Source organism: Fundicoccus sp. Sow4_F4 (assembly GCF_052116145.1).
Lineage (GTDB): Bacteria > Bacillota > Bacilli > Lactobacillales > Aerococcaceae > Fundicoccus.
In genome coordinates this window covers 22813-36152 of sequence record NZ_JBQKLQ010000011.1, presented here as the reverse complement: position 1 = coordinate 36152, position 13340 = coordinate 22813, and the positions used below count along the sequence as shown (strand labels likewise).

Annotated in this window: 12 protein-coding genes; 9 read left to right on the top strand and 3 right to left on the bottom strand. The window is 41.6% G+C overall.

The annotated features are described in order from the left end of the window. Positions 1 to 155 precede the first annotated feature (155 nt). Positions 156 to 518 carry a DUF488 domain-containing protein gene (locus ACTQ5J_RS12775; RefSeq protein ID WP_441753521.1) on the top strand — a complete coding sequence of 121 codons (363 nt, stop codon included), beginning with the start codon at positions 156 to 158 and terminating at the stop codon, positions 516 to 518. A 116-nt stretch (positions 519 to 634) separates the two neighbouring features. Here the strand turns inward: ACTQ5J_RS12775 and ACTQ5J_RS12770 are convergent, their stop codons facing one another. Together ACTQ5J_RS12770 and ACTQ5J_RS12765 are read right to left on the bottom strand one after the other, a co-directional pair. After that, positions 635 to 1375, bottom strand: a complete 741-nt coding sequence (locus tag ACTQ5J_RS12770; RefSeq protein ID WP_441753557.1) for a LytR/AlgR family response regulator transcription factor — start codon at positions 1373 to 1375, stop codon at positions 635 to 637. Continuing rightward, on the bottom strand, positions 1375 to 2631 hold the full coding sequence (locus ACTQ5J_RS12765; RefSeq protein ID WP_441753519.1) for a GHKL domain-containing protein: 1257 nt from the start codon (positions 2629 to 2631) through the stop codon (positions 1375 to 1377). Before ACTQ5J_RS12765 ends, ACTQ5J_RS12770 begins: the two co-directional genes overlap by 1 nt. Positions 2632 to 2789: 158 nt before the next feature. Between ACTQ5J_RS12765 and ACTQ5J_RS12760 the strand changes: the two genes are divergently transcribed. From ACTQ5J_RS12760 to ACTQ5J_RS12740, 5 genes are all read left to right on the top strand, one after another. Then, complete coding sequence (locus ACTQ5J_RS12760; RefSeq protein ID WP_441753517.1) at positions 2790 to 3455, top strand: hypothetical protein; 666 nt, start codon at positions 2790 to 2792, stop codon at positions 3453 to 3455. A 165-nt stretch (positions 3456 to 3620) separates the two neighbouring features. Next, positions 3621 to 4757: a glycosyltransferase gene (locus tag ACTQ5J_RS12755; protein WP_441753516.1), complete on the top strand. Its 1137-nt coding sequence runs from the start codon at positions 3621 to 3623 to the stop codon at positions 4755 to 4757. Between the two features lie 345 nt (positions 4758 to 5102). After that, the gene (locus tag ACTQ5J_RS12750; protein ID WP_441753514.1) at positions 5103 to 5672 is read left to right on the top strand and encodes a cysteine hydrolase family protein; all 570 of its coding nucleotides are present in this window, start codon (positions 5103 to 5105) and stop codon (positions 5670 to 5672) included. Between the two features lie 158 nt (positions 5673 to 5830). Then, positions 5831 to 6865 carry an acyltransferase gene (locus ACTQ5J_RS12745; protein WP_441753513.1) on the top strand — a complete coding sequence of 345 codons (1035 nt, stop codon included), beginning with the start codon at positions 5831 to 5833 and terminating at the stop codon, positions 6863 to 6865. A gap of 457 nt (positions 6866 to 7322) precedes the next feature. Continuing rightward, positions 7323 to 7601 (top strand): hypothetical protein, encoded by a 279-nt coding sequence (locus ACTQ5J_RS12740; protein WP_441753511.1) that lies wholly within the window; start codon positions 7323 to 7325, stop codon positions 7599 to 7601. Positions 7602 to 7958: 357 nt separating this feature from the next. Here the strand turns inward: ACTQ5J_RS12740 and ACTQ5J_RS12735 are convergent, their stop codons facing one another. Then, positions 7959 to 8165 carry a hypothetical protein gene (locus tag ACTQ5J_RS12735; protein WP_441753510.1) on the bottom strand — a complete coding sequence of 69 codons (207 nt, stop codon included), beginning with the start codon at positions 8163 to 8165 and terminating at the stop codon, positions 7959 to 7961. 744 nt (positions 8166 to 8909) lie between these two features. Here ACTQ5J_RS12735 and ACTQ5J_RS12730 point away from each other — a divergent pair. From ACTQ5J_RS12730 to ACTQ5J_RS12720, 3 genes are all read left to right on the top strand, one after another. Continuing rightward, on the top strand, positions 8910 to 9653 hold the full coding sequence (locus ACTQ5J_RS12730) for a MurR/RpiR family transcriptional regulator (RefSeq protein WP_441753509.1): 744 nt from the start codon (positions 8910 to 8912) through the stop codon (positions 9651 to 9653). A 138-nt stretch (positions 9654 to 9791) separates the two neighbouring features. Beyond that, on the top strand, positions 9792 to 11234 hold the full coding sequence (locus ACTQ5J_RS12725) for a 6-phospho-beta-glucosidase (RefSeq protein WP_441753556.1): 1443 nt from the start codon (positions 9792 to 9794) through the stop codon (positions 11232 to 11234). Further along, complete coding sequence (locus ACTQ5J_RS12720; RefSeq protein WP_441753507.1) at positions 11231 to 13339, top strand: glycoside hydrolase family 3 N-terminal domain-containing protein; 2109 nt, start codon at positions 11231 to 11233, stop codon at positions 13337 to 13339. Before ACTQ5J_RS12725 ends, ACTQ5J_RS12720 begins: the two co-directional genes overlap by 4 nt. Position 13340: the final 1 nt, after the last annotated feature.

The window sequence follows — 13340 nt, the reverse complement described above, 5'->3', positions numbered from 1 at the left end:
ACCCCTTTCTCTCATTTAATTTTAATCAATATATCTATCTTACCTGTCAAATTAAAGGCGGTCAATTGCTTTTGCAAATGAAAACGATTACCATAAAAGAGCAGGCGGTTTGTCACCATAAAAATGCAAATGAGCCGAAAGGAAGAGTGAACAAGATGCATCAAATTCAAATGAAACGCGTCTACGAAGAAGCGGCCAAATCAGACGGTTTCCGAGTATTGGTTGACCGATTATGGCCACGAGGTGTAAAGAAAGAAGACTTGCCTTATGATTGGTGGCCCAAAGATATCACACCATCGAAGGAAAGTCGCAAGGCCTTTAATCATGAGGCTGAACGCATGGAAGAATTCACAGTTGCTTACCAAAGTGAGCTAGATGATAATCCCTTTAGCGAAGAATTTATCGCAAAAATAAAAGAAGAATTAAAGAATCAGCCAGTGACTTTTCTTTATGCTGCCAAAAATCCTAAAATCAATCACGTCGTCTTATTAAAAGAGTGGGCAGAAAGTCAGTTATAAGCCAGTACTCACATAAACAGCTACAACCCCATTGCCATTATTGCCAATATAATAAAGCCGACCAAAAACGTCGAAGGCCTTCACTTACCCAAAGCCTTCGACGTTTTCATTTAACTTTATCCTTGTTGCGCCTGCCACATTTTCTGAATTTTACGAAGCTTACTAATAGCAACCGGGCAAGTCTGACCATCCGAAAACTCTAGTAAATAACGTTCCGCATCGACCGCTACTACCGTCTCGAGATTAGCTAAGACCGATTTATGGACTCGCACCAAGGAGGGAATTGCCTGGTTAATTTCCTTTAAACGGCCATAAAACTGATAGAAAGCCTGATGAGTATGCAGCCCAATCACATGCGGTGTGGGCATGGTTTCGAAAAAGAGAATATCCTGATGATTAACAACACGTGTCTTGGATCCACTCTTGAATACAAACTGCCCCTTTGCCTCAGCACTCACAGCCTTATGCTCATCGATACTCTTCAAACAGGCAATGATTTGTTGCCTCAACTCTTCATGACTAGATTTAACAATATAATCATAAGCCTCGACCTTATAGCGAAAAGTCACCGGAGCCAACTCAGCATGCGTCGTCACAAAAATAATCTTCCCTAAATCATCAAACTCACGAATCTTCGCGGCTAATTCAATCCCATTCAACTCACTATTTAAATCAATATCAAGCAAATAAATCCCAACATGACCAGGATTATCAGCCAAACAAGCCACTAACTCAAAAGGATCCGCTGTCGCCAATTCGACCCGCATATCTAACGCCTCAATCATGACATAATTTTCAACAATCTCCAGCAACTGCTCCCGCTGCCTTGGATCATCCTCACAAATAAAAATCGGCATCAAAGCCCAACACCCTCCTTCCACTCAGGCACAATAATCTCCTGCTTAAAAATTCCACTAACAATTTCCGTATTGACCAGGATATCCGTTCGCGCCTGCAAAGAAGCTAAATTAGCCAAACCAAAGCCACGTCCATCACCCTTCGACGAAAAACCTTCCTTTGCCAGAATAAGCAAAGGCTCCATCTGAGAGCGACAATCATTGACCACCAAAAGGATGGTAGCATCTGACTCTTTAATGAAAGCTACCGTCACACTGGCATCTTTATCTAAATTAGCGACTTCTTCGATCGCATTATCCAGAACAATCCCAAGCATACGACTAAGCGTCAACTGGTCAGGGTGATGAATCGCGATCGCTTCAGTCAATTCCAGCTGTACATTGACGTTCATGACTTGGGCAGCGGCCAATTTGGCATAAAGAATTTGTCGCAGATTGGCGTTTTCAAGTAATATCAAGCGCTCAAATTGCTGATTATCAGTGGCCAATTGCGTGCTCAATTCCTTTTGGAAATAGCGAGTCAACTCCTGCCAAGCTTCTTCGCGAATAAAGCCCTCGATACTTAAGAGAATATTCTGGTAGTCATGGCGAAATTTTCGCATCTCATTGTATTGTTGTGTCGTCAGCTGCAAGTATTCACGGTCAATCTGAGTACGAGCTTTTAATTGCTCTTGGTAAATAACTTGTGCTTCATTGTGTTGAACTAAAATTAACGTAAAAACAAAGAGTATCATGACAGCTACCAAAATACCATTGAAAATCTCTAGACGTGTATCGTGTCCGATAAAGAGGTAGTCGAAAAGGTCGAGCATTTGCAGATAATAAAGGCCTAAGAAAATAGCCAAAGGTATTAAGTAAATCAGATTATCTACTTTTTGAGACAAGCGTTTTAAGAGCTGATGTTCTGAAAAACTAAGTATGATCAGCATCACAAGCGTAACAGAGAATGAAACCCATAGTGAAAGCCCTCGAAAATATTGAGTTTGCAATAAAAAACGACTGATTGCTAAATTGATTAGCGGGAGTGTCGCAAAGGTGACTGCCCGGTTGACTGTTTTTAGTTGTAAGTAGGTCAGTAAAAATAGGCAAAGAAAAATAAGTAATGGCTCTAGGGCATCCCTAAAAATTGGGCTGAGTTGTAGCGTTAAGAAAATGCTGGCTGTCAGTAAACCGTTTTTAAGCCAACCGAGTTTAGTATTCAGTAGGAAAAAGGCGGCTAGGTACAAAAGCCAGCGACTGGTTAAGTAAGTATCCAAAAAATAAAAACCTCCTCGTAAAGGATTATGATGAAAAATAAATGGTTTATGATCATTTAGCCTTCATCTTGCTTATTTAAAGTATAGTATAACTAGGTTGTAGTACTATAAGTTTAAGCTGAATTGTGTGACAAAGCAAATAAAGGAAGGGGATATAAATGAAAAAATTATTGAGAACAATGTTATGTTTACTCTGCCTAATGCCCGTTTTTGCCAATCTTTCTAGTGTCAGTGTTCAAGCTGAGGAGGAATTCCCATATGAAGGTATTTATCTAACGGATGAGAACCGAGCTATTTGGGGCTTTGTGTTTTTTGAAAATGGTGTCCAAGTGGTCGTACGTCACGAAGAACTTAGAAATTCGGAAACTAGGAATATGGAGCGATATACAGAGTTAATACAGGTGGGTAGATTATTGGAGGATGGCTTAACGGGTATGATTGATCCATCAATGGATGCTGAAGATATCGCAAAATGGTATGAGAAAAATAATATACATATTCCAGATTATGCGAAAATCTATTCAGAAGTTGCTGAAAAAATTACACCAACTATGAGACGTGAGGAAATCGATGCAATGATCGATGCGCAGATTCCGAGTATCGACTATAGTTATTTGAATTTTAACTATAAGAATCCGGTTTTCTATCAATACATCCAAATTAATGCTCCGACTATCAGAAGGTCTCAAGATCTGTGGCTTGTTGAGCTAGGAAATCAAAAACTCTTCCGCTTTGAGCACGAAGATAATACCGATGGCAGCACAATTACTGATGACTATGGCGTGACTTATTCGAAGCGTGATTTCATAGAAATTGTGAGATAGAATAATTTTTAATAGTCAGACTTGGAGTGATATTCACTTTGTCTGGCTATTTTGCTGAAAAGATTCAGCGAACCTTGGGTCATCAAAACTAAAGCTTTCGCAGCAATTGTATATCAGCCTGTTTAACGGTAAAATGTAAGATGATTATTTAAGAGGAGGCTGACCATGCCAGATAAACCATTAAGAGTCATTCACATCATGTCGGAATTTGGTGGAGGAATCTCTTCATTTATACTAGATAAAGCTGAGGCGCTGGCAAATCAAGACGTCCAAATCGATATCCTGACCTTTGATACACCGAGCGCACGCCTAGAACAAGCCATTGCTGCGACCGGTGGTCAAATTTACAAAGTCCCAAACCCGGTTAAAGAAAGTCTCATGCAATCCGTGAAACAAACGAACGCGATTTTTAAACAATTACCCAAAAACACCCTCGTTCATTGCAACTATGGGATGGATTTGGCGCTGATTTTCTACTTAGTGGCCAAGAAAAACCGCCTGAAATTTGCAATTCACGCGCACACGGCGGAACCAGATAATACGAACAATGCACGACGTTACATTAATCGCTGGATGGCCGACTACAAATTATCCTGCGGCCTAGGCGCCACTGAAAACATTTTTGGTCGCCAAGCCCTTGAAAACAACGACGTGGTCCACATCCCGAACAGCATCAACATACACAACTTTCTCGGGCAAAATAAGGCCGCTAGTCTTAAAAGCGAAGCCTACGGCCAAGAAAATCAACACAAATTTATCATCAGCCAAATTGCACGTTTCCACGAAGTCAAAAATCATGCGTTCAGTCTTGAGGTCATTGAAGAACTCGCAAAAACTGAACTCGACTTTTTATGGCTATTTTTCGGACAAGGAAAGCTTGAAGACGAGATTAAACAGGCGGTTGCTGAGCGCAAGCTAGAAGGCTATGTTAAATTTATGGGGCGTCGTAATGATATTTCAGAACTCTATCAAACGATGGACCTCATGGTTTTGCCGTCTCATTTCGAAGGTCTTTCAACGGTTGCGATTGAGTCACAAGCATCCGGTAAGAAAATTTTGCTATCCGATATTCAGACATGTGAAACGGATTTAGATTTAGGTCTCGTTGAATTCCTCCCGATTGACAATGGTGCTCAAGATGTTGAAGCTTGGGTGCAGGTGATTTTAGCTAATCAACAGCCGGCAGACGTTTCATCTGAATTAATTCAAGAAAAATTCGAACAGAAGAAATTTACGAGTGCCACCTCGGCCGCCTTGTATGTAGAATTTCTCAAAGGCAACATCAGTTCTTACCGAATCTAAGTAACGCCAATTAAAACCATGTAACGTAATTAACAAGGGTCTAGCGCGTGCTAGACCTTTCTTGTTCGTTATAACTAACAAAGGAGTCTCGAACTTCTAGTTCTCGACGATTCGAAGCAGAGCGACTCGACTTTTAAATCGTGGCGACTTGTTCGCCACACCTATGGTTTTGAGAAGCATTGTTGGCATCGAGAACTCCGGCTGACTCCAAGTCTGGTGACCCCGAGTCGGCTCTCGAAAAATCATCACCACAGCTCCAGTCCAATTCCCAACTTGTTTTTATTTTCACCCACCCATTATCAGTGGTATAATAGATAAAACGATTTCAATTTTAGGAGTGGTGAGATGACAAAAGAAACAACTAACCAAACGACTAACAAGGAAGCTTTAATTATTGTCGACATGAGTGTCGACTTTGTCGCAACAGACGGCGGCTTAACAGTAGGGGAACCCGCCCAAGCGATTGTCCCTTATATTCGTGAACTAGCCGATGACTTTCTAGCAGCTGGTATGCCAGTCGTTATTGCGATGGATGCTCATCAGCCCAATGATCCGCATTTCAACTTATGGCCGGTGCATAATGTCGTGGATACGAAAGGACAAGCGTTATACGGTGAATTAGCTGAATGGTACCAGGTTAATCAAAACGAAACGCTCGTTAGCTATTATCCCAAAGAGAACTACAACTCGTTCTTTCAAACTGGCTTGGCCGCCGACTTGCGTAAAGTTAGCGTCGAAACGGTCCATGTAGTGGGTGTGACGACGGACATATGCGTCTTTAATACGATCAGTGGGGCGGATGCGGAAGGCTTCAAGACGGTGACACACCGTCGCGGCGTCGCAACTTTTACTGCCTTAGGCGAGATTATGCTAGAACATATGACCCGCTGTTTCCATACAGTGGTGATCGACTAAAAAAACAACTTGTGGGTGGTGCCTGGCATCGTCTGCAAGTTTTTATTTTGGTCGATAAACTATCGATCATATTTTGTTATCGAAATGTTATGCTTTTGTATTGGTCTTGTGTGGCTAACTTTGTATAATGAAGTTTACTCTAAAAAGAAGGTGCTAAATTGAGCAAACGAAATTATTCTTTGGATTTATTAAAATTAATGGCTGCCTGGTTCGTCGTGATGGTGCATCATTTCGAGCGCACGCCTTTTATGGAGCTGTCGCTAACGACTGAAACGGCCTTTCTGTTGACGACTTTTCTCAGTTTATTGAAGACCTGCGTGCCATTATTTTTCATAACGAGTGGTTATCTGTTGACACGCCATGAAATCAATCAGCGCCATTACCGCCGTTTGTTGGATTTTTTAATGGAGTCAACGCTCTTGTTAGTGGTCGCTTATTTTCTGAATCACACTTACAATGACTTGCCTCTAGGCGCGAAAGATTTGTTGAAGTTTGTATTGAATCCTCCTTATTATGTCAGTTTTCATATCGGCTTATATTTATTAGCGCCTTACCTCAACCGTTTGTTGGGCAGCTTGAAAAAACAGGAGGAAACGGGTTTATTGATCTTGATGACCGGTCTGGTTGCGCTTCCGGCCTTTTTAAAAGCTTTTGATATCGAGTATCTTCATACCTTTATTCGCTCGGCTTATCCTTTGGTTTACTATTTACTTGGCGGCTATTTGCGCCGTTATCCTTTGCAGTTGAAGCAGAGGACGAAACTGCTTGTGACGTTGGCAGCTTTAGCGTTGAACACCGGATTGATTTTCTGGCTGGCCGACGGCGGCGTCTACGACCCCTTTATCGGCACTTATGACAATCTATTGATTATTACGGCGACAGCTATGATTTTCAGCTTCTTTCAAACACTTGAAGTCGGCGAAAATCCGGCCACACGCATCGCTAGTTTTCTGGCACATTACACACTTGCCTACTATATAATGGGCGACTATTATTCGGATATTATTGCCCGCAACCTGGACTTTCTGCGCGTCAGCGACAATGTCCGCATTGCATTTTTCCAAACACCACTGGTCGGTTTGACCTCAATGGCTGTCACGACTATTATAGCCATTCCAACCGTCTGGTTGGCCCAGCGGCTGACTGAATTTCTACATAATAGAGCAGATAGCTTGTTCGGTCCCAGCCAATAACATACCTATTACCACCCGGCCAAGGCTGGGTGGTTTTGTCGTCAAAAGCTTCAGCTTATGAACACACACATAAATAGTGTAAACTATCCCTAAACAAATGGTCACTTAAAGAGAGAGGTTTTGTTTAAAATAAAAACCATTCTCACCGCCATGTCAACTATCCCTTGTATCAATTAACAAGTCGCTAGAAACAGCTACCAGACTTGCTCTGGCAAGAACTAAAATACTAAAGACTCATTATGCCGGTAATAAGCATCCTTTTATGATACTGCACCATTTAGCTTGCCAACAATCTTGACAAACTAAACGACGTCAACCTAACACCAGCTAATCGAGACCACTAATACAAACGCAGCGAAACAATGTCTCACCTCGTCCAAAACGCCAGCTTCACGGCACTCATATCAGCTAAACAGGCCATGCTGAAAGACCAAGACACAAAGAAAGGAAGTTCCCCATGAAATACCTCAAAGGATTTAACATCGTGATGTTGGTAATCAATATCATACTAAGTTTCTCAATCGCTTTTTCAACCGCCTACTCCACAAGAATCATCGAAGATTTTGACTTCGTCGAAGAATATGACCTACCAACCCTAGTCGCCGTGCTCTTACTGTGCCTAGCCTATACCGCCTTCATCTTTTTAATCGTAACCGTCATCCTAAAAAACCATGAACTCACGCAAGACATACATCAACAAAACGAATTAATTATTAAAAACATGACCAAAGGATAATTTTTTTTGAAAATAAGACCTCCAAAAAGACTGCATCAACCGACGTCATGCCCCACACGCACCTCCCAAAACTGACGAACTTATAAAGTGAAACGCTCTGTAAAGTCTCCAGTCTATATTTATTAATGACGCGAAGTAGAAAAGTGCCCTTAAGGGAGAGTCTGTCAGGGAGAAATAATTTGACAGCTTTCTTAACTTTGATGACACTCAATTTGACTCTATCTTCGAACGAGTATCCTACAGCCTTTGCGAAAAAAATTTAGACACCAAAATAAGGTTAAAACGCGAATGTTAAGCGCCTTAACCTTATTTATTTGCGTATAAAACAAGAAACTCGAATGAAACTGACTCACTTGTTTAAGTCGTCTCATCATCTGTTGAAGTTGCACCGCTGTCTTCAAATGACTCAGGCATCATCTCTTCTGCCTTTGCTTTTTCTCTACGGTTACTCTCGAAAGTTGAAAAAGCTTTGTCTTTTTCCTTTTGAGCCATTTGTCGAATAGCATCGGTAGTTAAGTCGTCTTTTAAAGCATCTGTCTGTTCGTTTTTATAATCTTTTGACACGGTCTTCACCTCCATTCCTCGTGATTTAAATTTATCATAATCACACGTCAGATACTATTAATACGCAATCCTCATACGACAACACTTACAAACCATAAGGAGTGCCGATCTGACCAGCACGTTTTTATATTTAGTGTTCTGTCTGAATCGTCGTGCTCTTGTAGAGCACGACTCTGCATGGGATTACTCAAGAGAAATCTGTGGAACGAAAAGGCGGCGTGTCACCTGATGACACGCGTTTTAGATAGGCTAGAAAGTCGTGACGTGAAGCGACACGACGTGTTTGTTCATCATTCGCATTGTTCTGGGCTCAACGGGTAGAAAATCCTGCAATTTATGGCTCATTTACTTAGCAATATGGGAAAAGACGGCGTGTCACCTGATGACACGCGTTTTAGATAGGCTAGAAAGTCGTGACGTGAAGCGACACGACGTGTTCATTCATCATTCGCATTGTTCTGGGCTCAACGGGTAGAAAATCCTGCAATTTATGGCTCATTTACTTAGCAATATGGGAAAAGGCGGCGTGTCACCTGATGACACGCGTTTTAGATAGGCTAGAAAGTCGTGACGTGAAGCGACACGACGTGTTCATTCATACCTCTTTATTGAAGACTTGCTTGTTTCAGTAGCTGATAAAACAGAATAAATTGTTTTAAATGCCATCCAGGTTAGTAAATAATAACGTTTTCATTTGAGCGATTTATGATAAAATAGAACTACTATACTGAAAGGTGGCCTAGCATGTCTTTTTTTAGTCAGATAGATTTTAATACTTTAACGGAAGTAGATCGAGCAATTTATCAGTTTTTACATACGAATAGCGCCAAGATAGCTTATATGCGAGTGAGAGAAGTGGCCAATGAGTCACATACGTCGGCTTCGTCAGTGATGCGTTTTATCCGAAAAATGGGTTATGAAAGTTTTTCGGAATTTAAAAATGATTTTAAAGTAGAGGAGAATCACACGGCTTTAAACTATTATGGGCCAGATTTACTAGCAGCTGAAAATTTTCCTGACGATTTATCAACTAAACTAGATCTCATCTCTGATTTGATTGTACCTGCTGAAAATGTGATTTTCTGTGGTGTCGGTGCATCGGGTAACCTATGTGAATACGCTTCGCGCCGGTTAGCCTCGATTGGTTATAACACATTCGCTCTAACAGACTTTACCTATCCGGTAACCTCTAAATTGAGAAATACGGCAGATAATGTGCTGATACTCCTATCCGTATCTGGTACAACGACAGAAGTAGTGGAAGTGGCCAATACCTTCCACGAGATACTCGACTGTGTCACGGTAGCGGTGACGAGTCAGTCTACGAGCACTTTAGCATTAATGACCGATCATTTGCTGGATTATAAAGTAAACGTCAAAAAATTTAATAAACATGAGGATTATACGAGTCAACTGCCAGTTCTATACTTAATGGAATTGTTGATTGACCTTGTCAAGGAGAAAACAGAGTCAGACTTTGGTACGTAGTGTACCAGGCTGACTCTTTTATTATTTTACCGGTACGTGTACCGTAATGCTTGAAACCCCTTCCAATAAAAACGTTTTTATTTTATGATGATGATGCAAAGTTAAGAGAGCAGGTGAATATTTGTGAGAGAAAGACCAATGCCCACAGAATTTCTTTGGGGTGGAGCGGTTGCCGCTCATCAGATTGAAGGAGCATGGCAAGCCGACGGTAAAGGAATGAGTATTGCGGATGTGTTAACGGCAGGCAGTCACACGACAGCACGTCAAATTACAGACGGTGTACTGGCTAACGAGTATTATCCTAATCATGAAGCAATTGATTTTTATCATCGTTATCCAGAAGATATCCAGTTGTTAAAAGAACTAGGCTTGAAGGCTTTTAGAACTTCGATTGCTTGGTCGCGGATCTTCCCGTTGGGAGATGAAAGTGAACCAAATGAAGCGGGATTAGTATTTTATGACAAATTGTTTGACACGTTGCTAGAGAATGGTATTGAGCCAGTCATAACCTTATCGCATTTTGAAATGCCCTATCATTTAACGCAAGCTTATGGTGGTTTTCGCGATAAGCGTGTCATCGACTACTTTGTCCGTTTTGCAGAAGTTGTGCTGAAGCGTTACAAAGAAAAAGTGACCTACTGGATGACTTTTAATGAAATCAATAATCAAGCGGATGGGCAACATGCTTTACATACGTGGACGAATTCGGGAATTGTCTTGGAGCCGCATGAACGAGCGGAAGAAGTCATTTTTCAAGCGGGGCTCAACGAATTGATTGCGAGTGCGAAGGCAATTAATGTGGCTCGAGAGATTAATCCAGAGTTTAAGATGGGCTGTATGATGGCTTATGTGCCGGTTTACCCCTCAACGAGCGCCCCTAATGATCAACTAGCAGCTTTGAAAGTAATGGACAGACGCTTTTTCTATAGCGATGTACATGTGCGAGGAGAGATTCCGGCTTATGCCTTAGCTAAGTGGGAACGCGAAGGATATAACATTGAGTATAGCTTAGCTGAATTAGACGAATTAAAAAGTGGGACCGTTGATTATATTGGGTTTAGTTATTATATGTCGAATGCAGTCACGACGGTGGATGAAGTGGCGAATGAGCGACATGCTTATCCAGCCAGTGAATATCCCAATACACGCGTGGTCAACAACCCTTACCTCAAGAGTAATGATTGGGGCTGGCAAATTGATCCAACGGGTTTACGTTATATCTTAAACGTGCTTCATCAACGTTATAATTTGCCACTATTTATTGTTGAAAACGGCTTTGGCGCCTATGATAAAATCGAGGCTGACGGTAAGATTTATGATCCTTACCGCGTCAATTATTTAAAGCGGCATATTGAACAAATGCAACTAGCGATTCAAGTCGACGGTGTTGAGGTCATCGGTTATACGCCTTGGGGCGTGATTGATATTGTCAGCTTTGGTTCTGGAGAAATGGAAAAACGCTATGGCTTTATTCATGTCGACAAAGATAACCAAGGCAATGGTAGTTTGAAACGAACAAAAAAAGAATCATTTGCTTGGTATCAAGCAGTTATTAAACACAATGGAGTGATCGATAAGTGAAGAAAAGTCAATTAACAGACATTCTAGGTCGCTTGACCTTAGAAGAAAAGGTGGGGCAATTAGTTCAATTAGGTCCAATGTTCTTTTCTGAAGGCGGAGAAGTCACTGGTCCAATGCAAGCAATGGATATGACCAAAACTGAACTGTATCAAATCGGTTCAATACTTGGAACGCATACTAAAGAAGAAGTCATTAATATTCAAGAAACCTATTTAGCCAATGCGACTCACGGCATTCCCCTGATGTTTATGGCGGACGTGATTCACGGTTACGAAACGATTTTCCCAATACCACTGGCTTTAGCCAGTTCATTCGATCCCAAACTAGTGAAGCGAATGGCGAGCTTGTCAGCTGAGGAAGCAACTGCGGCTGGCGTTAACGTGACATTCTCGCCAATGGCCGATTTAGTGCGCGATGCGCGTTGGGGACGGGTTTTGGAAAGTAATGGGGAAGATCCTTTGCTCAGCTCACTCTTGACGAAAGCATATGTTGAAGGCTACCAAGGCGATTCACTCTTGGATCCCAAAACGCTAGCGGCTTGTGTGAAGCATTTCATTGGCTACGGCGAAGCAGAAGGCGGTCGTGACTATAACACAGTCGATATGTCTGATTTAGTGCTTTACCAAAACCACTTACCAGCTTTTAAAGCAGCAATTGAAGCCGGCGTCAAATTGGTGATGACGTCATTTAATACGATTCGTGGCGTACCTGCTTCAGGCAATAAATGGTTATTACAAGATGTGTTGCGCCGTGACCTTGGCTTTGAAGGACTGATTATTTCGGATTGGGCCTCGATCCACGAATTAATTAACCATCGTGTAGCCGCCGATAAAAAGGACGCTGCCTATAAGGCTGCCAATGCCGGTGTTGAAATTGACATGATGACGGACAATTACCAGCATCATCTAGTCGATTTAGTCAAAGAAGGTCTGATATCACAAGACTTCATCGATTCAGCCGTGCGGCACGTATTAGAATTGAAGAATGACTTAGGCTTGTTCGAAGACCCCTACCGCTCTGTCAAGAATATGACTTCAGATAGCGTGCGTGACTTACAAGCAAGCCTTCGTCAAGCGAGTCGAGAGATTGCGAGCCAGTCAATGGTCTTATTGGAAAACAAAGACAACTTGTTACCACTGAAACCAGCAGATAAATTAGCGCTAATTGGCCCGCTTGCGGAGTCGAACGATTTACTAGGCGCTTGGTCATGGATTGGTAAACCACAAGACAGCATCACTATTGCGACTGGTCTACAAGCCCAAAGCAAGCAAGTAGAAATAATTAAAGAACGTCATGAATATGTGAAGTTAAAGTACGTCGATAAAGTGATTGTGGCCTTAGGAGAGCATTCTGAGGAAACAGGGGAAGGAGGCAGTAAGACACACATTAGCTTGCCACAAGATCAACTGGACTTACTAAAAGAAGTTTACAAATGGAATCAGAATATTGTCCTTGTCTTAATTAATGGACGGCCGCTTGATTTAACACAAGTGCAACAATATAGCAGTAGCATTCTAGAAGCGTGGTTTCCTGGTTCTGAAGCTGGCCATGCGATTGCGGATGTTTTATTTGGACACGTCAATCCATCAGGGAAATTACCAATGAGCTTCCCGCGTAGTGTCGGTCAATTACCGATTAGCTACAATATGTTATCGACTGGGCGTAAAATTAATGAACATAATCATACGCAAAAATATGTTTCCAAATATTTAGATAACGAAAACACACCATTGTATCCATTTGGTTATGGTTTAAATTATAGCGATATTCGTATATCAGAGGTGACTTTACAAGTCGATGACCAAGCAGTGACTGTCAACTATACGTTAACCAATCACTCGCAAATGGCTGGTCAAGAAGTCGTTCAATTATATATTAAAGACGTCTTCACAGAAATTGCCCGTCCTGAAAGGGAATTGAAAGCTTTTGAGAAAGTTGTTTTAGCAGCAGGCGAAAGTAAACAACTAAGTTTAACAATTAGCGACAAGGACATTGCTTACTACCATAGCGACTTAAGTGAAAGCGCTGATTCAGGTGCCATTGAATTATATTTAGGCTTAGATAGTGACGCACCGCTGATAGGTGTTTGGGACTACAAAGGCTAAG